Below are 22,031 nucleotides of genomic sequence, written 5' to 3'. Positions count from 1 at the left end.
TGATCCATTAGATTTAATTCATCATGAAAAATTCGCGACGAAAATTTATCAGTTCAGCTTCGGCTATAGTGGCAGGTGCGGGCATATCATCTGTTTTCCCGTCCACGCTGGCGGCTTTTCCTCAGTTTTCGTCTGTTGCTGACCCCATCCGGATGGGCGCGATCGGTGTCAATGGAATGGGCTGGTCGGATCTGACGGCTATATTGAAAAATCCGGGGGTTGAATGTGTGGCGCTGTGCGACGTGGACAAGAATGTGCTGGAAAAGCGTGCAGCGGAACTCGCCGCGAAAGGTACCAAAGTGAAAATTTATGGCGATTACCGCGAATTACTGAAAGACAAAAATATAGATGCCGTCGTCATCGGATCTCCCGATCACTGGCATTGTTTAATGATGGTAGAGGCTTGCCAGGCTGGAAAAGACGTATATGTCGAAAAGCCGATCGGAAATTCTATTGCGGAATGTCGTGCTATGGTCGCCGCTCAGAAAAAATCCGGGCGCGTGGTACAGGTAGGGCAGTGGCAACGGAGCCAGAAACACTTCCGGGATGCGATGGATTTTGTGCATTCGGGCAAGCTGGGCAGTGTCAGGCTGGTGAAGGTATGGTCGTATTTTAGCTGGGTAACACCTATTTCAAAGCTCCCGGACGGTACTCCGCCAGCGGGTGTAGACTACGATATGTGGCTTGGACCTGCTCTTAAAAGGCCATTTAACCCAAACCGTTTTCATTTCAACTTTCGCTGGTTTTGGGATTATGCCGGCGGGTTAATGACCGACTGGGGAGTTCATTTGCTGGACTACGCGCTTCTGGGAATGAAAGCACAGATCCCCAAAAGCATTATGGCAGCAGGAGGCAAATTCGCGAATCCTGATTCCGGCGCAGAAACGCCTGATACACTGACTACTGTGTACGAATTTGGCGATTTTAATATTCAATGGGAGCATGCAATCGGTATCGACGACGGGCCATATAACCGCCAGCACGGCATCGCTTTCATAGGTAATAACGGAACGCTCGTCCTCGATCGGGAGGGCTGGGAAGTATTTCCGGAAGGTAAAAAAATGGAAGCCGTAGCCGTGCAAAAATCCTCCGATAATGGACTGGATTTGCACGCGAAAAATTTCATTGATGTGGTACGTTCGAGAAAATTGGAGGACCTGCACGCACCGGTTCAGGTTGGGGCTGATATTGCTATTTTTTCGCAGATGGGAAACATTGCTTTCAGGACAGGTAAAAAACTGTATTGGGATAAAGAAAAAGGCATGTTCAATGATGCCGAGGCCAATAAGCTCATTGCCAAGCAATATCACAATGGCTATAAAATCCCGACTGCCTAACCTTCTGATTTGATTATGAAAACTAGAATAATTTTACTCCTTTGCGGGCTGGTAATTTTAAATGCCAAAGCACATTCACAAACGTTGGCATCCGTCAAAACTCAAAAAGCGGTAACGAAGGCTGCTGACAAACGCTACCTGTATGTCGCGACGCCCGGAATCCGCGACTATCTCGGATATGGCGGTCACGGGTTGCTGGTTTTTGATATGAATGATCATCACCGTTTTGTCAAAAGGATCAGTACGAAAGGCCTGCATCCAAACGGCAAACCGTCCAATGTGAAGGGTATTGCGGTCAGCATTCCGCTGAATAGCATCTATGTCAGTACCATCGAAGGCTTGCAGCGCATTGATCTGACGACTGAAAAAGTAGTTTGGGAGAAAACTTTCGAGGGAGGATGCGACCGTATGTCCATTTCGCCGGATGGGCAAACGATGTACCTCCCGTCGCTGGAAAAGGGCTTCTGGAATGTAGTGGATTGCAAAAACGGTGACATTATTAAAAAGATCAATGTCCACAAAAGGGCGCATAATACCATTTACGGCCCGTCGGGGAATTTTGTTTACATGGGCGACATTGCCAGCCCATGGCTGCATGTGGCGGATACTAAGACGCATACATTGGTCGGAAAAGTTGGGGTTTTTGCAAACAGCATCAGACCATTTACGATCAATGCGAAGGAAACAATGGTGTATGTGACGGTGGATAGTTTGCTGGGTTTTGAAGTAGGGGATCTCAAACAAGGCACAAAAATCGCGCACATAGCAGTCGAAGGCTGGGAAATGGGCCCCGTGCGCAGGCATGGTAACCCGAGCCACGGCATTGGCCTCACCCCCGACGAAAAGGAAATCTGGCTTTGTGACGGTCACAATATGCGACTGCATGTATTCCAGGCGAGCACGCCTTACCAGCAGTTGACGACTATTCCTGTGCAGGATATGCCCGGCTGGGTCACATTCAGTATGGACGGCAGGTACGCGTATCCTTCTAGCGGCGAGGTGATTGAAGTGAAAACGCGTCAAATGGTCGCTGTTTTGAAGGATGAATTCAATAACAATGTGGCCAGTGAAAAAATGGCGGAAGTTCAGTTCAGTGGTAACCGAGCTGTGCGTGCGGGTGACCAGTTTGGCATTGGACGAGCAGGTCAAAATTGATATATGATTTAAAAAAAGCTAATTTTGCGCACTTAAAGTTCTTTGTCTTGCTTCTCCACAAAAATTGGTTCACATTGATCATGTGAAAAATAGGGAACCGTGTAATTCACGGACTGTCGCGCAACTGTAAGTAACGATATCCAAAACGTTATAAGTCAGATACCTGCCTTTTTTGTTTGATGATGCTTTCGCGTAATGAAGCAAGTCAGGTACGGATCATTTTTCTGCATATCCTTTACGGGATATTTGCGGCGCTTCGCCATTTGCAATGCACAATGTTTCTTCTTTTCCTGTCTGGTTTATTTTCGCGGCATGACTAGTAATGTCTAAGCCTTTTATTTTTATTAATTCATTTTGGATTAATAAAATGCGAATTATTTCTTAAATCAGAATGCACAGAAAATGATAAATTTTTTATTGATAGACTCGCTTCTTTTGGGTGTACAACATTCATTTGAACCGGACCACATGGCAGCCGTTTCAGTATTGGCCACAGAAAAAGACCAAAAACCAGCTGATCGCCTCAAATTGATCTGGCGTTCATCACATTGGGCATTAGGTCATTCTTTTACATTAATTCTTTTCGCCTGTCTGGTTTTGTTGTTAAAATCCACCATTTCTTTAAGTATCGCCGAGAAGGTCGAACTGGTTATCGGGCCATTAATGATCTGGCTTGGGATACTGGCATTACGACGAAATTTTAGAAAATCAAAAACGTCAGTACAATCATTAAATGCAAAAAAAGTGAGCCGTTCGTTTTGGGTTGGTATGGTCCACGGACTGGCGGGAACGGGCGGTGCTTGTGCAGTTGCGTTAACACTCGCAGCGCGTGATGCATACACTGCTGTTTGGATTATTGTGCTGCAAAGTTTGGGAATTATTTTGTCAATGTCTGCGTATGGCTATTTCTTTGCTTTTTCAATAACTAAATTCGCTGCAAAGAAGGAAACAGTACTCAAAACGATCAATTATGTCGCTGGTTTTCTTTCTATTTCAATTGGAATGATCACTTTGTTGGAGGCTTTTTAAAAATTTTCCGCAAAAGTTATACATTAAGTCATTTGAATTAGGCTTTTAACTGATAATCATCTTGTAAGGATATGGTGAATTCGCAACCATCCGCTTCATTAAATTCTGAAATATCCCCGCGCGGCGTCCGCTTTTTTCATTTTGTGCCTGTTAAACCTATAAGTGTACCTCATTGATGTAAGCTTGCAAATAATGAACTGCATGGTGAACACCTAGAAGCCAGGCCTTAAACATTCTGCTCATAGGACATATTGGAAGCCACCAGGTCCAGCTCTCTTTTTACATAATTTTCAATGGCGGCAGGCATAGCCGCTGGTTCGGGGATAGGTGCAAGAGGTCTCAGGTTCAATCCTGTCATCACGACATTAGTTAAAGACCCTACAGAATTATTTGTAAGCGTCTTTTTGGCTTAATTGCCAGTAAGCTATCATTTCACCAGATTTGAAGCAATTATATTGAATAAATCTTCCGGTACGAAAGGTTTCCCAATTAACTCATTCATTCCTGCCTGAAGTATGCTGGCCCGTTTATTAGAAACCGATGAGGCAGTGATCGCAATGATAGGTAACAGCCGATATTTCTCTTCACGTATTTCCCTAATAGCCATTGCTGCTTCATAGCCGTCCATTACGGGCATCTGCAAATCCATCAATACAAGGTCATAGTCGTTTTTGATCACCATTTCCACTGCCACTTTTCCATTTTCAGCGACGTCACACACACATTGCCACTTTTCCAAAAACTTTTTCAGTACCAAAACATTGATTGGCTGATCCTCCACAATAAGAATTTTTGTACCATGCAAATTAGGGTCAACATTGTCTTTAAAGCTGACCCGTTTTATATTTTTAACTGCAACGTTTTTGAAAACAATCGTAAATGTAAATGTTGATCCAAATCCTGGTCGGCTTATGAGCCCGATCTCACTTCCCATCATTTGCAATAGCTTTTTGCTGATTGTAAGGCCCAGTCCGGTCCCTCCATATTTTCTTGTGATGTTGGAATCCGCTTGTGTAAACATTTCAAACACCTGACCATGCTTATCTTCTGGAATACCGATTCCGGTGTCCTTAATTTCAAATATTAAGGTCGTTGTATCATCTGTCTTGGATTGTGTGGTAACCGACACTGAAACAAATCCGGAAGGAGTGAATTTAATGGCGTTTGATATTAAATTGATCAGTATCTGACCAAGTCGGGTGGGATCAGCCATCACAAACTCAGGAACGTCATCATCAATCAACAGCCTTAAATCGAGCTTTTTGATATCCGCTTCCAACTGCAATGACATGATTATATTTTTAACCAATGCTTTTAGATCCACTTCCATTTCTTCCAGAGGCACCTTCTGGGCATCGAGTTTATTGTAATCGAGTATGTTGTTGATCAATACCAACAGATTCTCGGTAGAGAATTTCAAAACACTCATTTTCTCCAATTGATCTTCACGAGGGTCAAGCAACAACAGGTTAATAAATCCAATCACCGCATTGAGCGGAGTGCGCATTTCATGGCTCATCACGGAGAGGAAATCAGATTTTATGGCTGATGTTTCCTCAGCAGAAACCATCGCTTTCATAATGGCGTCATTGAATGCATGCCGCTCCGAGATGAGTGCCCCAAAAATGATAATGCCACCTGCGGTTTTGGACGGTTCATACCAAGGCCTGATTTCCCACTGCATCCATTCTGTTCGTCCATCCGAACTAAGAAAACTGTCTTCCTCCATCTTCAATTCTTCACCAGCCATACCGCGTTTGTGATATTGCTTCCAGATTTCATGCGTACCCGGAAAAAGCGCATAATGGCTTTTGCCGGTTATATCCGTATCGTTCAGATTAAAATGGGCCTTCCACACATCACTCGCAGCTATGTATTTTTGTTCCGAATCTACTATGGCGATGGCCACCGGCAGCTGCTTGATAAACGAAGCAAGTAATTGCTCATGAAGCTGTGCATCTTCTCTGGCTGCCCTGAGCTCGGTAATATCCTGAATACTTACGAACATCCTGATGCATTCCCCATTCAAATATTCAGGCTCTCCGACGCTGCGTGTCCACATTTTTTCTCCTGTGGCAGTCGTTGCAGGCAGCTCTAATACATAAGGCTTACCACCGTTCAAAGCGTTTATCAAATCATCATTATTGTCAAACCAATCAAGGACTTCATTCTTGTTTGGTTTGAAGTTATCCTGAACCTCAAAAATAGTTTTCGTGTATTCAGTCCAGTAGAATTCGTCTGTCCTCAGATCAAGTTCCCACCCTCCTATTCTAGCAGCATGATTGGTCCTTTCCATTAAGTTCCTCATACTGGCCAATTCCTTTTCCGCTTTTGCCTGATTAGTTACGTTCAGATAAGTCCCTTCCATCTTGGTTTGGGTTTCAGAAATCGACACAATCTTCCCGATGAAAGTTACCTCAAGGATCCGGCCGGTCTTGTGTATCAGCCTGACCCTCTGTACAAAAGGTTTACTATCCGGACTCTGTCGGGCCCGCATGTAATTTCGTTTTAGAAGCCACCAGTCTGCTTTTTCAAACACGAGTTTCCAGTTTGCCCAGGTATCCGGGAAACTATCAATTTCATAACCCAGAAATTTTTTGATCTCATCACAGGAAAAACGTGACTTATCTACCAAATCCCACTCCCAAAACCCACATTCCGGCTCTTCATGACTCGTTTCGGTGGAAAAATACATTCGAAGTTTGTTTTACCGGAATGGTGCAATATTGCACCGTAATCCCTACCCGCAGACATATGAGTGGCATAATTAAATAAGCTTGCTATACTGACGTCGATGTCTGCCTAGTTAAAGTTACCTAATTAAAACTGGTATTATTTAGAGTACTTAAATGATTGAAAACCTGAAAGTAATATAGGGGGGCTTTTGGTAAATAAAATGATTGAATTAGGCTTTTATGCAATAATAAGTTTATAGGGAAGGGGCGGTTTGTCAACCATTCGCCTCATTAGATTTTCGAATATTCCCGCGCGGCGTCCGCTTCCTTCATTTTGTGTCGATTGAAGCGGTAGGTATATTCAATGATGTAAGCTTGCAAATAATGAACTGAATGGTGAATCCCTCTCAACCAAGCGTTAAACATCATATACTGCGGTGCAATTGAGAAAAATTCTTTCCCTTTTTCTCTGATTTTCACGTGTTAGCTTAGGGAATTCTGACTCTAAGCCCTTGTAGCCAGTCCATCCATCAGTACGGACCTGAGCATCCTTGTTGATGTGCGCCTGCATGAATTTTTTGAGGTTTTTCTTGCTAGCAGTTTCGATAACCTGGCCGTACATGCGGGAAACACCCGGCGTCGGTCGTCCGATTTTCCTTTCGTTCGACAGCTACTACCATGATTTTCCGCATCGGCGGTCCAATTCTTACCCTTATAGCGCCCTATCGCCTGGTCATCCTGGCCACCGACGTAAGTTTCATCGACATCAACCTTGCCTCGCTTCGGCGATCCGATCCATTGGAAAATTCTGGCTACTCTCCATCGCTTTCATCACCGCGGCGGCGGCTTTTTTTTTAACTAGCCAGCACGTTTTTTGACGAAGGGCCATTTTTCGACTCAATTCGGTACTACTAATTCCGTTTTTGGTGGTCGCCAGATAATAGATAATGTAAAATGCCGCGCGGCGTCCGCTTTCAAAATCAGCACTTTGCTTTTGTGAAACATTGTGCCTGCAGTTGGCGATTCTATATAACGGCAGCTTGTGCATTGCCGATCATAAATGCCGTTACCACCACAATATCTTCCGTGGCCGCATTTGGAGCGCTCAAATCCATTCTTCCACTTTAAATTGGCCAGATATTCTTTACATTTATTCTCATCCGGAAACTGATTCTGAAATTCAAATAACGATAGGCTTGTGAGTCTTTTCTCCATATAACTTGCTTATTTACAGGTGAGTTAACTATTTTTCAGGTCTTAATCAAGTGCCTAATTCATTAAGTCATTTATAAAATTCAAAATAAATTACTTCGATAATTTCATGTCGGTGACATTAGTGTGCTTTATTTTAGCTCCTAACTAGCTGATTATAAATCACGTATAAACACTTGCTTAAATCAGTACAACTACGCTGCATTTTAGCATTAATACTAAACTACATTTACTTATTATTTTATTGCTCCCAAAGGCCATCCCCACTACTTCTCTTTTTTTGGCATACACAACATTTCCTGTTTGTAGTTAGTACAAGATTCCCATTTCATTCCGAATTGACAATTAACCTTTCATTACTATGAAAAAGATTTATGCTTTTGCGTTAATTTCGATGGCTATTATTGCCCTTCTGCAACTAGAATCGTGTTTCAAGCCAAGGCGGCCCGATCCAATCGCCGGACTTATTACTGGATATGTATTTACGGAGGTCAGGGTAAAAGATAAACCTGCTAGGAAAATGTTTTTGCCGGATGTAATTGTTACTATTAAGGATCCTTCCGGCAGCACTGTTGCCGTGGATACGACGGAACTCGATGGTGGTTATCGCACAAAAGATCTTCAACCGGGCAATTATATTATTAATCTTTCAAAGCAAGGGTTTATTAGTCAGGATTACAAAACGACTGTTGAAAAAGCAACCAATCATCCAGGCCAATTGAAAATAAATTTTCGTGGGAATAATTACATTTTTGGTACTGCAAAATTAGCTGACGGTTTTCCGGCAATTTTTAAAAATGAAGTATTTGCAGTTAGTTTTTTTACAACTGTTTTTGTTGATCTGAATAAAGATAAAACCGCTGTAAGATGCAATACGTCCGGGGAATTTATCTTAACGGGAGTACCACCAAAAGCAAGGTTTTCCATTACCGCAACTTGTCAGCAGGCAGTTGCCAATCAGACGGTACAGGCTAATGGTGAGATATATAATTTGGTTTTTAAAAATACAAAACCTGCTATTAAATACATTGTGGCATTCAATGAAAGCGGTAAGGCAGTGCTACGTACTTTGCCTTCGACCAAATTGAAAGTTGTAGCCAATACATTGGACAAGGAAGGGCAAGCCCTTACCTATATGTGGCTGCCGGGCGGTGATTATCCGGGCTCGACTTTTTCAAATAGTGCGGAAGCGACCTGGCAATTGACGGCAGTGAAAGCAAAGAATCTGTTGACATTGCTGGTGCTCGATGATTTTGGAGGCGCTGCATTTACCTCTTATTCCATCGATGACAATGATGGGAAAGTCGCATTTTCGGGTGTAGCGCTGAACATCGATGGAAGCGGAAAGATCCCCGGTGCCATGATCACGGTTAATGGACAACAAGTGGCGACAACCAACGGCAAAGGGTATTTCAGTGTGCGGGTAGATGAGGCGGAAAACAATCGATACGTGCTCAATGTAGAGAAACCGGGGTTTATGCTCAGCTCTACGATCTTTCAAAAGGAAGCTTTCGAGCAAACTTACAAACTGGTGAGTGCCACAGTGAAGGAATTCGATCCTGGAAATGACATTGTTCTCACGGAAGAGGAAGACAAGTTCACCAAGTTTATTACATTTGACAAGGAACAAAAACGACGCTCACGACCAGCTGCGACTATTAAAATACCTGCCGGAAGCATCACAGACAGTAACGGTAATAAGGTATTGTCAGCAGTGAATGTGCAGCTGCGAACCATTGACCTGTACAATTCGCAGGGATTGATGCCGGGAGATTACGCCGCGGTAGAAAACGGATCGGACAAAACATTGGTGAGTTTCGGAGCCATTGACGTTCAGATACGAGACAAAGCAAACCCTACTAAAAGGTATAACATCAACCCATCCGCCCTTGCGAACATTAATGTGCCTATTTCATCAGACATTCAGAGTGCTGCTCCGGCCAATATCGGCCTTTGGGATTACAACGAAAAGAGCGGTATCTGGGAGAAAATCACGACGGTCAGTAAAAGCGGTGATCAATATGTGGGCACTACCAATAAGTTTTCATCGATCAATACCGATGTGGCCATTATCGGCGGAACCTGCATTTATCTGCAAGACAACCTGAACAACCCGATTTTCCCGGGTGGAGATTGTGATGTGACCATTACGATCCCGACCGCCGGTGCGCCGAAAATAAAGCACGCTACGATCAGTGCCTCGGACCCGACATTGATCATTGCCCGGCTTCCGCTGAACACCAACATTTCGATTGAGGTAAAAAGAGGCGCGGACATCGTCGCTGCCCGTACCTTGCTTACTTCATCCGTATCCTCGGGAGCTGCATCCGCGATTGATCCGGCTGATCCCGGAACTGTCTGTACCAATGACTTTTATAAAAAGGATCCGCCTTTTGCTGACGTAACATCGGTACCTTTCCTGAGCATGGTTGAAACACTTACCGAGGCGCAGGCCATTGCCTATTACAGGTCCACGGGAGCCATTAAGGACACCGACGGCGACGGTATATTTGAGTTGAGCGAAGGAGAGACATTCGCTCAATGGAAAGCAAGGAATAATTTTGGGGCAGGTGATGACGCCCACGCTTCTTATTTCAATGCGGGTGATCTGGGATTTCACCGGGCAATGCATCAAAAAGGATCCGGTGGGCACATCGCGTACTATGTGTCCAATTATGCCAATGCCGCGCAGGCGGAGGACGATGTTTTCGGGGTGCGTTCGATTGTGCCCAATGCGACGGTAGCCATGGAGTATGATTTCAACGCGAACACTGGCGTCCGTGGCATCATCAAATTCTACCTGTTTACAGGCCCCGCGGAAACACTCAACACGCACGTAGACCTGGACGGAGGCGGGGAAAAGTTTGTTCCGGGATTATGCATTGTTTGTCATGGCGGAAGGGAAATTGACTATCTGGCTGTGACCAGTTTGCAAGACTACTATAAACTTAATCCCACCCATTCACCCGCGTTTCTGGCATTCGATGCGCAGTCGTTCAAGTATTCGGCATCGCATGATCGTCCTTCGCAGGAAACAGAGCTGAGAAAGTTGAATCAGCGGGTTTATGATGCCAATTCGACGCAGGCTATCAAGGACTTCCTGAATGCAGCTTATAGCAGCACGGGCACATTGGCAGGGAATTTCGCAGACAACAGTACCGCTGTGAATTGGCTCCCTGGGGCTACCAATGGCATTAATAATGCATTTTTCTACTCCCGCGTAGTCGGACCGTCGTGCCGGACTTGTCACGCGTCCAAGTCGGCGAATCCAAGTCTGCAGTTTAACACGCCCGGCGACTTTTCAGCGTTTCCGGTGTGTGGACCAGGCAAGTATATGCCCAATGCCAAGGTTACTTTTATCAATTTCTGGACGAGCTCGAATCCTTATCAGCCTGAGCAGCTGCGGTTATTTGTAGGAGACCAAATTTGCGAGTAGCGTTTTGGCGGTATTCATTTCAGAACAACCAGTTGTTTCAAACTGTTTTGGTCGTCATGTTAACGTTTTAAAAAATGAGTGGCGGCGAATTTGCCGCCACCATTCAAAATGGAAACCAGACAAAGTCCGATCATGAGCAGAAAGAATTCCATTCCTTCGCTCTGCTGGTTGCGGAACCAGTCCATAAAAAAGTATTGATGCTGTACACTGATGATCACACCGATCATTACTACCATGATGGCCGCAGAGACCACGCGAGTTCCTATGCCTAGAATGAGCAGTATTGGACCAAAGAATTCAATCATAATCACCAGAAATCCAATCTCATAGGGTATCCCGACAATGTGCGTGAAATAGTGCATCGTACCGCCGTAGCCATATCCGCTCCACCATCCGAGCAGTTTCTGGGCCCCATGCGGAAATAGGACGATCCCGATTGCCAGCCGCGAGACCAGGGCTATCAGGTCATGACTGGTTTGTAAGTTCTTGACTTCTAATACGTTTTTCATAAAAAGAAGAAAGTAAGTTGCAGCCGCTGAAAATGTGCCTTTTGCATTGGCAAAATTACATTGGACTGTTTCAGCCAGAAATGACAATTGGTAAAATTTGGCTGTGATAAATGTCACATGATGAACAAAGGCAATGGCTTTTATTGATAAATTTGGTGACATAAGAATCCGTTATGCATCCCTTACGAAAGCACATTGAACAAGTCGTATCGCTCACAGATGAAGAGTTTGAAGTGATATTGACGACCTGCCGGAAACGGGTCTTAAAAAAGAACCAATATTTGCTACTTGAAGGAAATCAATGTACTTCCGATTTTTTTGTGCTGAGCGGCAGTCTCCGCCAGTACTATACGGACGATAAGGGTAAGGAACACATTGTGCAATTTGCGGTGCAGAACTGGTGGATCAGCGATTGGGATTCTATTTTGCACCAAAAACCATCCTTTTACAACATCGACGCGCTGGAAGCTTCGGAAGTATTACAATTTGGGTACCAGCAGCTGGAACATCTTTTTGAAGAAGTGCCCAAAATGGAAAGGTATTTCCGGATCATGCTTCAACGAGGTTTCGCTGCCCATCAAAGTCGTATCCTATGGTTACAAAAACCTGCCAAAGCGCGCTATTTGGAATTTATATCTGCCTATCCTCATTTCGAACAAAGGCTCTCGCAGTCGCACATTGCTTCATTTCTGGGCATTACAAGAGAATCCCTCAGCAGGCTGAAAGCGAAAAACTGATGCAAATAAGAGTTGCGTTTTGTACATTGAGTGCTTCATACTCTTAAACCCACTTTTGCAAGACATCATGAATAAAAAGATCATCACTGTTTGCTGGATCGCCGCTGTTGTCTCGCTCACAGGCATACTTTATAGTTTCACGGAGCGTGGCACGATCAAGCCTTTGAAATGGAAAACGGGTGTAGCATTATACTCATTCAATCATTTCTCGTTTGCCGAGTCGCTGAACAAGGCGGATAGTGCGGGAGCTAAATATGTGGAAGGATTTTTCTTCCACAAGCTGGGTAGTGATTTTGGCGACCATTCCATTCCCGCATTGTCGAACGAAGAGATTACAAAGATGAAGACCATGCTGAGCAATAAGGGGCTTCAAATGAAGTCATTATATGCGGGCAATGGTAAAAATCTGAAAGAGTGGCTGGCGTATTTTGACTTTGCTAAACAGACCGGTGTTGAATTTCTGAACTGTGAGCCCGAGAAAAAGGACTGGAATTTGCTGGATAGCCTTGCCGGGGTTTATAAAATCAAAATCGCCATTCATGAGCACGCCAAAGGTTCCAGCTACTACTGGCATCCCGATTCTGTGTTGGCCGCGATGAAGGGCCGGCCCAATATCATGGCTTGCGCTGATCTCGGACATTGGGTACGAAGCGGGCTTGATCCTGTTAAATGTTTGCAGGCGCTTGAAGGCAAAATTATTTGTCTGCACCTGAAAGACCTGGACGCAGCTAATAATCTGAAAGCCAACGACGTGGCTGTAGGTACAGGCGTGCTCAACTACCCTGCTATCGTGAGAGAATTGAAGCGCCAGAATTTCTCCGGAATGGCCTACATTGAACGGGAAGGAAATTGGGACCACAATGTGCCCGACGTGAAACGGGCATTGAAATACATAGCATCGCTGTCAGCGTCAAATTAGATAAGCAACGAAGAGGCCCCTATTATAAGCTTCTTCGGAAAGCGTGCGCGGTAGGGGCGTGCCAGAAGTTTGTTAGCCAGGGGATCTCCAACGATTTCACGTGCCACAGGATCATATATGATCGGTCTGCCGATATGCACCGAAATGTTGGCTAGCAGGCAGGTCGCCGTGGAAATATGTCCCTGCTAGATGTCAGCCACCGTACGGTCACCTTTAATTATCAGGAGATGAGCAGGATGTGAATTTTGTCCCCCTCACGCACGGTTCCGTTTTGTAAACCCACCAAATTCTGGCCGAACAGTATTTTCCGGTCCTGTTTCCGGTAAGCAGCCAGGGTTTTTAATGGTTCGGTTTCTTTTAATGCAGTTTTAGGGTCGATATTGATCAGCACGCAGCGTTCGCAAGGTCTGGCTACTTCGAAACGCACGTCCCCAATTGTGATGTAATTCCACGAATCTTCTGCGAATGCGGGTACATCGGATACGACGAAATTGGGACGAAATCGCCTCATGCTCACAGGTTGCGGCAGCCTGCTATTGAGGTCGGCAAGTGATGCTTCGGAAATCAACAGGTAGGGAAAGTCATCGGCAAAGCTGACCTCGTCGCCGTGTTGGGAGTCGGTCACATTCATTTTTCGACTAGATGAGCCGGACATGCCTACTATATGTACATTTTTTCCAAGCTGCGCGGTCAGCCAGGCATCGGCATCCGTGCTGATGGTGTGTGCCCAAACCCAATCGTCCCAAATTTTTACTTCTATCGCACGACTTAAAATGCCTTGAAATGGAACTAGTACCTGGTTTTCGGCTTCCAACCGGGTTGAAAGTAACAATCCTTTATCCGTGATAGCTACATCTATCAAAGCCATTTTGGGGTTAGTCCGTTGGGTAAGGAACACACCTTTTTCATCCACCACCATCCAGCGACGATCGTATTTCAGTCCCCTGGCTTCGACTTCCGATTCTTTCAAACGAATGCCTCCCAGGGATTTGACGGGATAGATCCATATTTCGGATAGATGCATGGGCGTTTGTTAAAGGTTTTTTTGAAGTTTCTCAACAATACAATTGGAAGCTTCTTCACAAAAATCCAGCCCGGAATAATCAGGGTTATAACCGCCAATGTAGGGAACAGCCATCATGTAAATGCGTTCATTCTCAATACCGTACTCATTAACTATCTGGAAATCATCATTAATAGTAATACCGGATACTTTTAAAAAGTAATCTCCATTTAAATTGCGCACCACCGACTCATTTCCCTCTTTCAATTCCTGCGCACCAGCATCATTATCCTTAAACCGGATGACTGCCTGGCTGACGGTCTTCTTCATGAGCAGACTTTTGAACGGAAGGTCTTCGTAAGACAAATGCGGCTGTCCAACGCAGTTGACGAAGGTTTTGTAATTGATCGCATGTGCTTTGCCTCTCTCATCCGTGTATTGGTAAACAATACCGCCTTCTTTTTTGGGTACCACGTTACTATCGGGACCGACGGACATGATGTCTAGTCTTCCCGCATCATTCAATGCAAACAATTCTTCGCAGGAACTTTGCGGAACAAATGCGATCACGACCGAAATGAGCGGCATGAGCACCTTTTTCAGCCTAAGCATATCTTCCGCCGACAGATACTTGGCGGGATAGTTCATCGTAAAGCTCAGCTCTGCGAGCATTTCTTTCCAATAAATGGATTCTCTCTCTTCAATCGACTTTTCGGCCTCCGCATATTCCTCCCTGAAAAGTTGAAATGGCTCTTTTCCTTCCCGCATATCCATCACCAGCTCGACAAAGCGTTCGATCTTCATGTCACTGATCTTTTTATAAAACTTAGGGTCTTTTTTACGAAAACCGTCTTTAAAGTTTTTTTCAAAAACATAATCCAGTGAAAGAAAGCCACCGTTCTTTGCCTTGTTTTGCGCTATTTCCTCTCTTGTCAGCAGCGAGTCGCTGGAAAGCTGAGGCGCTTCAAGATGAAACCGGATCGCAGGCAACAAACCATTCCTCGAATGCATGACGATCTTGAATTTGGGGCTGTCTTCGGAAGGAATAAAAGCCAGTTTTCCATCTTCCATTTTTTGAAAAGAACCATTGTGGCGCGCCAGCGTGCGTATTGCGTCAATGGCTGTAAGCGACGACCCTTTCATGGCGATCGGGTGATTGATCACTTTTTGAAGCTTAGCAGGAGGGTAGGGAGAGTCATAGTAGCCAGGGATTTTTCCCTCGTGCTCCACGGGCCAGTTGTGACCCGTACAAACAATCACCGAGTCAAACTCCATCAGACCCTGATCCTCCACCTCGACCTGAACGGTACCTTGCTCAGGCCAGTCGATAATGTCCGTTATATTGCTCCCGAGATGAACCCTGGTGGTTATACCTGACCTTTCTGCCTGCTCCTGCAACAGTTTAAACTGCGCAGTCAGATATTTGCCAAACAACAGCCGGGGCAGCACATGATATTTGCTGAAAGTCTCACGATCAATCTTAAACTTGTTCAGGGTCGTCTGCGGAACCGTTTTGATCCAGTCCTCAATGGAGTTTGCAATCTCTGGTATTTCATTGTCGGAAACATTGGTAATGTGCTCAACATTAGCACCTTCCTCGCTGTAAGGCATTCCAGAGCCCAGTTTTGTCTTCCTTTCGAAAATATCAATTTCAAATTCTGTCTCCGATTCAACCAGTCTTTTGTAGACAAATAAGGCACTTGGTCCGCCGCCAAGTATGGCAATTCTCTTTTTCTGTGTTTTGGAGGTCATCGTTTTGCAGCCCTGAAACTGCCGTCGTTTTGAATGAATACTGTACCGTGTTGTTTGGGAAAAGCCCCTGTGACTGCTATTTACAAAAATCGCGCCGCAACCGAATGCTCGTATTTGCCGACGTACGGAGTTCAATAGAAATGCGGGATACCGAGAATCATTTTGGAAAATTTATTGCTAGTTATTTGTTCGTACGAAATATTTCCTACCTTTGAGGCGCAGTCACTTTAAAGGTAGGACGATGGGAAGCAATCTTTTTGATCAGCCTTATTTTCACGCAGTTATCAATGCGCTTTGCTGGACATTGATCCATTCGCTCTGGCAGGGATTGGTACTGGCCATTCTGACGGGAATCGTGCTGTTGGTCACCCGAAAGTCGGCACCTGCTTTGCGGTATAACCTGTTTGCGGGTCTGCTTTTGCTGTTTGTTCTAACGAATGCAGCTACGTTCTTCTATGTTTTGGAACAAAGTAAAATGCTGGCCGTACCGGTGAATGTACTTTCCGATTATGCGTTCGACAATGCGGTACGGACATCGAATCAATTGATCCCAGCTGGTTTTGGGTACGGGTTTATTGAAATGCTGACAGTTAACCTCAATCGGAATGCGGCTGGAATTGTAACGCTATGGTTGACTGTTTTTCTAATCAAATCGGCCAGGACTGCGGCTGGGCTGATGTATAACGAGCGAATCGGGCGGATGAAGATTTCTCCGGTGAGTGAATCCTGGAACTGGCAATTGCGCGAGCTGGCGGTCAGGCTGGGAATTTACGGTCGCGTCTTGCTCATGGAGTCTGGGATCGTGAAGGTACCGGTGATGAAGGGGTTTTTTAAACCGATGATCATTGTACCGCTTGGGTTTTTGACCAGCCTGCCACAGCAGCAGATCGAAGCCATTTTACTTCACGAGCTTGCGCATATCAAGCGGAAGGATTATCTGGTCAATTTCCTTCAATGCGTGGCTGAAAATCTGTATTTCTTCAATCCTGCGCTTTTGTGGGTATCATACCTGATCAAAACAGAACGCGAGCACTGTTGCGACGATCTGGTGATAGGAGTGACCCGGGACCAAATGGCTTTTGTGAATGCATTGGTATCATTCAAGGAAGCTGAAATCACCATCAGCAACGTCGGGATGTCATTTACCGGGAATCGAAATCACTTACTGAACCGGATCAAAAGGATTATTTTCAATGACAATAAACAACTAACTACCATGGAAAAATTCTCGATAAGTACCAGCCTGATCGCCGTAGCATTGTTATCAATGGCTTATTTTTCACCATTGAAACAACCGGAGAAAACATTAACGCAGGTAATTCCAAAAATTGAAGTGCCCGTTATTGCTCAAAGGTTACCAGTCGGCAAAGAGGAACATATAGTAAAGGCAAAACCTGTGAAACGATTGGCTAAGGCTAAGGCTAAGGTACCGGTACCTATCGATTCGCTGACAAGCATTGACAAGTTAATGGGCGATTTGAAAAAAGCAGTGGAGAGCAAAGATATAGAAGCGGCAGAAACGGTGAGGAAGCGGTTGTCACTTCTGATTTGGGATGAAAAACAGCAGGTAAAAGCGCAGACCGTTGAGGCTAAACTTCGCTCTGGTGCTTTTGCGATTGAGCAAACACAGACGGCGACCGGAACTACACTCGGCAATTTGCAGGAAGCAGTTTTAAAGTCCGAGGCGGAAAAATTGCAGGCCCGTTCGGTGCGGATCAATGCGATTTATGGGGAATTTGAGCAGATAGGAAAAGATATGTGGAGGCAACGGAGCCAGGTCAGTGCGGCCGAGGACAAGGTAATGCAGGAGGAATTAATTCAGGACCTGATTCGTGAAAACGTGATCAAGGATAGGGAAAACCTCTCATTCAAGCTGCATAACATGTTCCTGATCGTGAATGGCGTGGAGCAGCCGGAATCTTTACACCAAAAACTGAAAGCCAAATACCTGAAAAGAACCTGGACGGAATGGGTTTACAACTGGGACGGCGCGACCGGGCACCGATTTACGGGGGTAAGATACAATGGCTGACCTAAGCTGATATTAAGTATTTTACCAAAAAACTGATACTACTAACTAATTAGTTTGCAAACTAATTAGTTAGTAGTATCTTTGTTTCAAGGGGTTGTTATTTACCAGTCCTATCACTACGTTTATGGAGATACGTTCGCTTACCCGAGCCGAGGCAGAGATCATGCGGATCTTGTGGCAGCTGGAAAAAGCATTCATTAAGGATATACTGGTTCAAATGTCGGAGCCAAAGCCGGCATATACGACGGTTTCTACATTCATAAGAATTCTGGAAAAAAAAGAGATTGTCGCGCATAATACCTACGGAAATACACATGAGTATTACCCGCTGATCAGTGAGGAGGAATACAGAAGGCATGAAGTTCAGCAGCTGATGGAAAATTACTTTGACAACTCGGTAGGTAACCTGGTTTCTTTTTTTGTGAAGGAAAATAATATGAAAGACAAGGATCTGGACGAGCTGATGACATTTATAGCGAATAATAAAGGCAAATAAAACGATAAGATTTTATGGAGCAACTTCCTTACTGGGTCAAAGTGAACCTGTACTGGTTCCTGTTTTACGCTTGTTATTGGCTGCTTTTTAGAAAACACACCTTTTTCCGCTGGAACAGGGTTTACCTGGTCGCGACGCTATGTCTGGCTATCGCGCTGCCATCCATTGAGTTTTCAGAACCGGTGAAAATGCTACCGGTGGCGGTCGCGGATATGATCGTCAATCCGGAAATGACCATGACACCGGAAATCATTGAACCAGAGTCCAACTGGGCCGATGTCATTCCCATGATCTATCTGGCGGGCGTAGTTATGATGTCTTTTAAATTTTTGGAAGGTCTTTATAAATTGAGAAAGCTGATTGGTAAGAGTGAATGTATTGATTTGGAGCGTTTTACATTGGTGCTGCTCCCGGAAAGCCTCGGATTTGCGACTGGCTCTTTTTCATTTTTCTCGTACCTGATTGTCAGCCGCAATGACTACGAAAATCATTTTCAGACTATTCTGGAACATGAAGAAGTGCATATCCGGCAGTGGCACAGCATTGACATTATTTTGATTGAAATACTAAAAATAGTCTGCTGGTTTAATCCGGTACTGTGGCTTTACAAACTCGCGCTGAGAGAGGTTCACGAATATCTCGCCGACGAGCAAGCTGCCAACCGGGATAGTTATGCCACTTTTTTGGTACTGTATGCGAAGAATGCGGCGATCCGGTCTATATCCAATCAGTTTTATAATTCCTCGCTGCTCAAAGGTCGCATCAGTATGATTTATAAAGGCCGTACCTCTCAATGGTTCCGCGGCAAATATCTGCTGCTGATCCCTTTTGTGACTGTTTTGGTCATTATCACCGCGGCGCGCAAACAGATTATTTCTAGTGAAAAGCAGGAAGTTACCGCATTAACAAACATTCCGAAAGCCATTGACGAGAAAGAAAAAGTAATCACAAACAGGCCGCTTACTTTGAGTGACACGACCATTCGGACTAAGAAAAGAAGTACAGGAAAAGCCACCAGGAAAGCTGCGAGCCAGAAAAGTGCTGTTTCGCAGGAAGTTACAGAGAGTAAAGAAACGGAGCAGGCATCGGGAAAATCGCCGGTGAAAAAGAATGAAGAGTTGCGTCAGTTCAGTAACTGGTCTAACAATCTCGTACCGAAAAATCCCTTTGCTGAAACGGGTGAGGCTAAGAACTTCCGGAACTATGCATACAATCATGTAGCGATGAATTATTCAGACATCCTGGCGCCCAAACTAACTGTTATTGAGCCACCGAAAATGAAGTTTCACAGATATGGATTTACGATTGGGAGGCCCGTTTTGCGCGCTGTCGACATGAAATTTAACGTCAAATAAGTTATGAAATACCGTATGTTTTTGATTGCCTTGTTGCTGCTTCAAACGCTGGCGACAACAGAAAGCCATTGCCAAAACATGAAGATTGGTTATGTAGATGTTGGGTATGTTTATGACAATCTGCCAGCCTATAAAGCCTTTATCAAAGAAATTGAGGCTACTTCTCTGCAATACCAAAACCTGCTGAACGAAAAGATGACGAGCTATACCAAAACCTGCTGAACGAAAAGATGACGAGCTATAAACAGAAACTCGAAAACTACCAGAAGGCCGTGAAAGACGGCACTTCCGAGCCCATTCAAAAGGACAAAGCTATGGAACTTGAAAATCTTCAAAAGTCCATTCAGGAATTTCAGGCAAATGCAGAGAATGATGTGAGGACACAGTACTCGAAGAAATTTGAACCTATTCAACAGCGCGTCAGGCAGGTCATTCAGGATCACGCAAAGGAGCAGAGCTTTACCTATATTATCAGATTGCACGAAGATGAGGCAGTCGGTGAAACTCGTCCTTTTCTACTTTATGCCCATGACCAAACCGGCGATGTGAGTGACATTATCCTGTCGAAGCTGGGTGTGGCAGCACCGGTAAGTAAGCCAAATCGCCCGGTTGGTATGCAGGTGAAGTTCAAGAAGTAGGAAGTCCTGAACGTTAATGTAATACGTGGAAAAATATATCCACCTAATTTTATGGAACCGCTTTGAATTATTATATTATTTGTAATGTAATTTATTTTGAAAGCAATGCTAGTTGAACAATACACCACTATTGAAGTTAATACAGACGAGTATAAAAACGGAGAATTTTTCAAGAAGAATAACATATTTGCTGCCTGCAAATTTACCAGTACCGGAGATAGCGGGTCTTTTGAATTAATTGTTTTCATATTCAGGAGCAAGAAATCAAAATATCCTAATGACTATACGCTCGGTTTTGGGAAATGGAACGTGGATACATCGGAAGTTGACGATCTCTTCGAGACGCGAAACAGGGACGTAGAGCGAATCCTGGCAACTGTCGCGCAAGTAGCCGTTAATTTTCTAAAAAGAAGGCCAATGGCGGGAATTTACGCCCAAGGTAGTACGGCAGCGAGAACAAGGCTCTATCAGAAAGGCATCTCTCAAAACTTGGGAATTGTACCACCTTCATTAAGAATAGAAGGACTCGTGGTTAAGGATAATTTCGGCTGGGCCGATTTCAAAAAGGGAATAAATTATGATGCTTTTTTGTTACCAGCCAAATGAGTATTAAATTTGATTATAACTAAAATATAAAAATATGGCTAATATAGTTGTGAAAGAGAGGGCTAAAAAGACAGAATCTGTTTTTTTAGCGTATATAGAAGATAGTTCATCAATAAAGCGCTCCAAGTCTACGATAGCGACGAAAAATGTAGATGCATCCAAAAAGGATATGTTTGATAAGAAGGCAGCCCAAATGGAAGCAATGCTTGACAAATTTTCGCGTCCTGCAAGAAAGTAAGTTCAAAAAATAGGAAATCCCGGACGTTAACACCCGAAACTTCCCACCTTCAACACTATTTTAAGCCACAAGATCGGCTTCCGCACCAAATGCCTGGTCAATGATGATTTTCCAGTGGCCGTCGGGTTGCAACTTCATGACCTCAATACCTTTGGCGCTGATTTTCACTTCGCCGTTATCGGTAATGTTCCATTCGGATCGGCCCAGGGCGATATTGCCCGTTTGCAGACAATAAACCGTCTGGATTTCCATCGTTCCCTTAATGGACAAAATGGCGGTGATCGATTCTCTGAATTTGTCCTGGCCGGAAACAGGCTTGTTCGGTTCCGGCACGATAATGCCGCTCACATCGTACATACTCATTACGATATCGACATCACCCGTGTTGAACGCGGCCGCAAGTGTTGCGTGTGCGTCTTCTGCTCTTCTTGGTAAGTTCATGGTTTTTTGAGATAGATTAAATGGAAAATCAGGATAGAATGGACGAGAAATCGCTGTCGGTTTTAATGGATTGTAAAAGCTTTCCGACGTTTTCGTAAACTTTATTGAACAGAAATGGCCCCATACTGATCCTTTTGACACCTAATGATTCCAGCGTCGCGAAGTCGGGCAGGTTTGGAATGCACATTACATTCACGGGCAGGGAGGTGGCGTTCACTACCTGCTTGATATCATCGGGAGCAGAGATACAGGGGACGAAAATTCCCTTCGCGCCAGCATTTTCATAGCTGCTGGTCCGCGTCAATGTTTCCGCCAGCGCATTGGGCAATCCGAGGAGAAAGCCGTCGGTGCGGATGTTCAAGAAGAGGTGTAAGTTGTTCTGACTAATGTAGTTGGCTACCTGCGAAATCACCAGCTGGAAATCCTGGACAGATTGCAATGTTCGTTGCGGGCCCGGAATC

The 22,031-nt window shown here is 44.6% G+C and carries 20 protein-coding genes and 2 pseudogenes; 13 read left to right on the top strand and 9 right to left on the bottom strand.

The annotated features are described in order from the left end of the window. Nucleotides 1-23 precede the first annotated feature (23 nt). The 3 genes from ABIO93_RS23950 (at nt 24) to ABIO93_RS23940 (ending at nt 3,521) form a co-directional block, all read left to right on the top strand. Nucleotides 24-1,337 carry a Gfo/Idh/MocA family oxidoreductase gene (locus ABIO93_RS23950; protein WP_348072417.1) on the top strand — a complete coding sequence of 438 codons (1,314 nt, stop codon included), beginning with the start codon at nt 24-26 and terminating at the stop codon, nt 1,335-1,337. Nucleotides 1,338-1,352: 15 nt separating this feature from the next. Beyond that, nucleotides 1,353-2,492 (top strand): hypothetical protein, encoded by a 1,140-nt coding sequence (locus tag ABIO93_RS23945; protein WP_348072415.1) that lies wholly within the window; start codon nt 1,353-1,355, stop codon nt 2,490-2,492. A gap of 402 nt (nt 2,493-2,894) precedes the next feature. Further along, a complete protein-coding gene (locus ABIO93_RS23940) occupies nt 2,895-3,521 on the top strand; it encodes a cytochrome c biogenesis protein CcdA (protein WP_348072413.1) in 627 nt (208 codons plus the stop codon). 226 nt (nt 3,522-3,747) lie between these two features. On the opposite strand, the gene ABIO93_RS23935 is transcribed toward ABIO93_RS23940, so the two are convergent. From ABIO93_RS23935 to ABIO93_RS23925, 3 genes and pseudogenes are all read right to left on the bottom strand, one after another. Next, nucleotides 3,748-3,879 carry a hypothetical protein gene (locus tag ABIO93_RS23935; protein WP_348072411.1) on the bottom strand — a complete coding sequence of 44 codons (132 nt, stop codon included), beginning with the start codon at nt 3,877-3,879 and terminating at the stop codon, nt 3,748-3,750. Between the two features lie 69 nt (nt 3,880-3,948). After that, entirely contained in the window at nt 3,949-6,216 is a 2,268-nt protein-coding gene (locus ABIO93_RS23930; RefSeq protein ID WP_348072409.1) for an ATP-binding protein, read from the bottom strand. Nucleotides 6,217-6,434: 218 nt separating this feature from the next. Then, nucleotides 6,435-7,411, bottom strand: a pseudogene (locus ABIO93_RS23925) (IS1595 family transposase). Nucleotides 7,412-7,769: 358 nt separating this feature from the next. On the opposite strand from ABIO93_RS23925, the gene ABIO93_RS23920 reads away from it, so the two are divergent. After that, nucleotides 7,770-10,844, top strand: coding sequence for a carboxypeptidase-like regulatory domain-containing protein (locus tag ABIO93_RS23920; protein ID WP_348072407.1), 3,075 nt, complete (start codon nt 7,770-7,772; stop codon nt 10,842-10,844). 59 nt (nt 10,845-10,903) lie between these two features. On the opposite strand, the gene ABIO93_RS23915 is transcribed toward ABIO93_RS23920, so the two are convergent. Beyond that, nucleotides 10,904-11,515 (bottom strand): DoxX family protein, encoded by a 612-nt coding sequence (locus ABIO93_RS23915; RefSeq protein ID WP_348072405.1) that lies wholly within the window; start codon nt 11,513-11,515, stop codon nt 10,904-10,906. Between the two features lie 11 nt (nt 11,516-11,526). On the opposite strand from ABIO93_RS23915, the gene ABIO93_RS23910 reads away from it, so the two are divergent. Both ABIO93_RS23910 and ABIO93_RS23905 read left to right on the top strand, forming a co-directional pair. Next, the gene (locus tag ABIO93_RS23910; RefSeq protein WP_348072403.1) at nt 11,527-12,090 is read left to right on the top strand and encodes a Crp/Fnr family transcriptional regulator; all 564 of its coding nucleotides are present in this window, start codon (nt 11,527-11,529) and stop codon (nt 12,088-12,090) included. A 67-nt stretch (nt 12,091-12,157) separates the two neighbouring features. Next, nucleotides 12,158-13,009, top strand: coding sequence for a sugar phosphate isomerase/epimerase (locus ABIO93_RS23905; RefSeq protein ID WP_348072401.1), 852 nt, complete (start codon nt 12,158-12,160; stop codon nt 13,007-13,009). Here ABIO93_RS23905 and ABIO93_RS23900 read toward each other — a convergent pair. The 3 genes and pseudogenes from ABIO93_RS23900 to ABIO93_RS23890 form a co-directional block, all read right to left on the bottom strand. Continuing rightward, nucleotides 13,006-13,215 (bottom strand): annotated as a pseudogene (locus tag ABIO93_RS23900) (hypothetical protein); the annotation flags it as partial. The gene ABIO93_RS23905 and the pseudogene ABIO93_RS23900 sit on opposite strands and share 4 nt — an antisense overlap. Nucleotides 13,216-13,229: 14 nt before the next feature. Beyond that, a complete protein-coding gene (locus ABIO93_RS23895; protein ID WP_348072400.1) occupies nt 13,230-14,033 on the bottom strand; it encodes an MOSC N-terminal beta barrel domain-containing protein in 804 nt (267 codons plus the stop codon). Between the two features lie 9 nt (nt 14,034-14,042). Continuing rightward, the gene (locus ABIO93_RS23890; RefSeq protein WP_348072398.1) at nt 14,043-15,764 is read right to left on the bottom strand and encodes an FAD/NAD(P)-binding protein; all 1,722 of its coding nucleotides are present in this window, start codon (nt 15,762-15,764) and stop codon (nt 14,043-14,045) included. Between the two features lie 241 nt (nt 15,765-16,005). Here ABIO93_RS23890 and ABIO93_RS23885 point away from each other — a divergent pair, with 241 nt between their 5' ends. From ABIO93_RS23885 to ABIO93_RS23855, 7 genes are all read left to right on the top strand, one after another. Beyond that, nucleotides 16,006-17,796 (top strand): M56 family metallopeptidase, encoded by a 1,791-nt coding sequence (locus tag ABIO93_RS23885; protein WP_348072396.1) that lies wholly within the window; start codon nt 16,006-16,008, stop codon nt 17,794-17,796. Nucleotides 17,797-17,920: 124 nt separating this feature from the next. Next, nucleotides 17,921-18,292 carry a BlaI/MecI/CopY family transcriptional regulator gene (locus tag ABIO93_RS23880; RefSeq protein ID WP_348072394.1) on the top strand — a complete coding sequence of 124 codons (372 nt, stop codon included), beginning with the start codon at nt 17,921-17,923 and terminating at the stop codon, nt 18,290-18,292. 14 nt (nt 18,293-18,306) lie between these two features. Next, complete coding sequence (locus tag ABIO93_RS23875) at nt 18,307-19,647, top strand: M56 family metallopeptidase (RefSeq protein WP_348072392.1); 1,341 nt, start codon at nt 18,307-18,309, stop codon at nt 19,645-19,647. A 3-nt stretch (nt 19,648-19,650) separates the two neighbouring features. Next, nucleotides 19,651-19,869: an OmpH family outer membrane protein gene (locus tag ABIO93_RS23870; RefSeq protein WP_348072390.1), complete on the top strand. Its 219-nt coding sequence runs from the start codon at nt 19,651-19,653 to the stop codon at nt 19,867-19,869. A gap of 8 nt (nt 19,870-19,877) precedes the next feature. Further along, nucleotides 19,878-20,285 (top strand): OmpH family outer membrane protein, encoded by a 408-nt coding sequence (locus ABIO93_RS23865; protein WP_348072388.1) that lies wholly within the window; start codon nt 19,878-19,880, stop codon nt 20,283-20,285. Nucleotides 20,286-20,390: 105 nt separating this feature from the next. Continuing rightward, nucleotides 20,391-20,891, top strand: coding sequence for a hypothetical protein (locus tag ABIO93_RS23860; protein ID WP_348072386.1), 501 nt, complete (start codon nt 20,391-20,393; stop codon nt 20,889-20,891). Between the two features lie 34 nt (nt 20,892-20,925). Beyond that, complete coding sequence (locus ABIO93_RS23855; RefSeq protein WP_348072384.1) at nt 20,926-21,129, top strand: hypothetical protein; 204 nt, start codon at nt 20,926-20,928, stop codon at nt 21,127-21,129. Between the two features lie 60 nt (nt 21,130-21,189). Here the strand turns inward: ABIO93_RS23855 and ABIO93_RS23850 are convergent, their stop codons facing one another. Both ABIO93_RS23850 and ABIO93_RS23845 read right to left on the bottom strand, forming a co-directional pair. Beyond that, nucleotides 21,190-21,570, bottom strand: a complete 381-nt coding sequence (locus ABIO93_RS23850) for a DUF4440 domain-containing protein (protein ID WP_348072382.1) — start codon at nt 21,568-21,570, stop codon at nt 21,190-21,192. A gap of 28 nt (nt 21,571-21,598) precedes the next feature. Further along, nucleotides 21,599-22,031 (bottom strand): isocitrate lyase/phosphoenolpyruvate mutase family protein (locus tag ABIO93_RS23845; protein WP_348072379.1); only part of this gene is annotated, 433 nt, incomplete at its 5' end.

This window comes from Dyadobacter sp. (genome assembly GCF_039919315.1).
Classification (GTDB): Bacteria; Bacteroidota; Bacteroidia; order Cytophagales; family Spirosomataceae; genus Dyadobacter.
Note: the sequence above shows the minus strand (reverse complement) of the source record. Positions and strands in the feature narration are given on the sequence as shown.

Excerpts from the sequence above, each read along its gene's own strand:
- ABIO93_RS23945 (WP_348072415.1), top strand. The coding sequence starts at position 1,353 with ATGAAAACTAGAATAATTTTACTCCTTTGCGGGCTGGTAATTTTAAAT.
- ABIO93_RS23850 (WP_348072382.1), bottom strand. The coding sequence starts at position 21,570 with ATGAACTTACCAAGAAGAGCAGAAGACGCACACGCAACACTTGCGGCC.
- ABIO93_RS23860 (WP_348072386.1), top strand. The coding sequence starts at position 20,391 with ATGCTAGTTGAACAATACACCACTATTGAAGTTAATACAGACGAGTAT.
- ABIO93_RS23930 (WP_348072409.1), bottom strand. The coding sequence starts at position 6,216 with ATGTATTTTTCCACCGAAACGAGTCATGAAGAGCCGGAATGTGGGTTT.
- ABIO93_RS23905 (WP_348072401.1), top strand. The coding sequence starts at position 12,158 with ATGAATAAAAAGATCATCACTGTTTGCTGGATCGCCGCTGTTGTCTCG.
- ABIO93_RS23910 (WP_348072403.1), top strand. The coding sequence starts at position 11,527 with ATGCATCCCTTACGAAAGCACATTGAACAAGTCGTATCGCTCACAGAT.
- ABIO93_RS23855 (WP_348072384.1), top strand. The coding sequence starts at position 20,926 with ATGGCTAATATAGTTGTGAAAGAGAGGGCTAAAAAGACAGAATCTGTT.
- ABIO93_RS23870 (WP_348072390.1), top strand. The coding sequence starts at position 19,651 with ATGAAATACCGTATGTTTTTGATTGCCTTGTTGCTGCTTCAAACGCTG.
- ABIO93_RS23885 (WP_348072396.1), top strand. The coding sequence starts at position 16,006 with ATGGGAAGCAATCTTTTTGATCAGCCTTATTTTCACGCAGTTATCAAT.
- ABIO93_RS23865 (WP_348072388.1), top strand. The coding sequence starts at position 19,878 with ATGACGAGCTATAAACAGAAACTCGAAAACTACCAGAAGGCCGTGAAA.
- ABIO93_RS23895 (WP_348072400.1), bottom strand. The coding sequence starts at position 14,033 with ATGCATCTATCCGAAATATGGATCTATCCCGTCAAATCCCTGGGAGGC.
- ABIO93_RS23950 (WP_348072417.1), top strand. The coding sequence starts at position 24 with ATGAAAAATTCGCGACGAAAATTTATCAGTTCAGCTTCGGCTATAGTG.
- ABIO93_RS23880 (WP_348072394.1), top strand. The coding sequence starts at position 17,921 with ATGGAGATACGTTCGCTTACCCGAGCCGAGGCAGAGATCATGCGGATC.
- ABIO93_RS23915 (WP_348072405.1), bottom strand. The coding sequence starts at position 11,515 with ATGTCACCAAATTTATCAATAAAAGCCATTGCCTTTGTTCATCATGTG.
- ABIO93_RS23920 (WP_348072407.1), top strand. The coding sequence starts at position 7,770 with ATGAAAAAGATTTATGCTTTTGCGTTAATTTCGATGGCTATTATTGCC.
- ABIO93_RS23940 (WP_348072413.1), top strand. The coding sequence starts at position 2,895 with ATGATAAATTTTTTATTGATAGACTCGCTTCTTTTGGGTGTACAACAT.
- ABIO93_RS23890 (WP_348072398.1), bottom strand. The coding sequence starts at position 15,764 with ATGACCTCCAAAACACAGAAAAAGAGAATTGCCATACTTGGCGGCGGA.
- ABIO93_RS23935 (WP_348072411.1), bottom strand. The coding sequence starts at position 3,879 with ATGACAGGATTGAACCTGAGACCTCTTGCACCTATCCCCGAACCAGCG.
- ABIO93_RS23875 (WP_348072392.1), top strand. The coding sequence starts at position 18,307 with ATGGAGCAACTTCCTTACTGGGTCAAAGTGAACCTGTACTGGTTCCTG.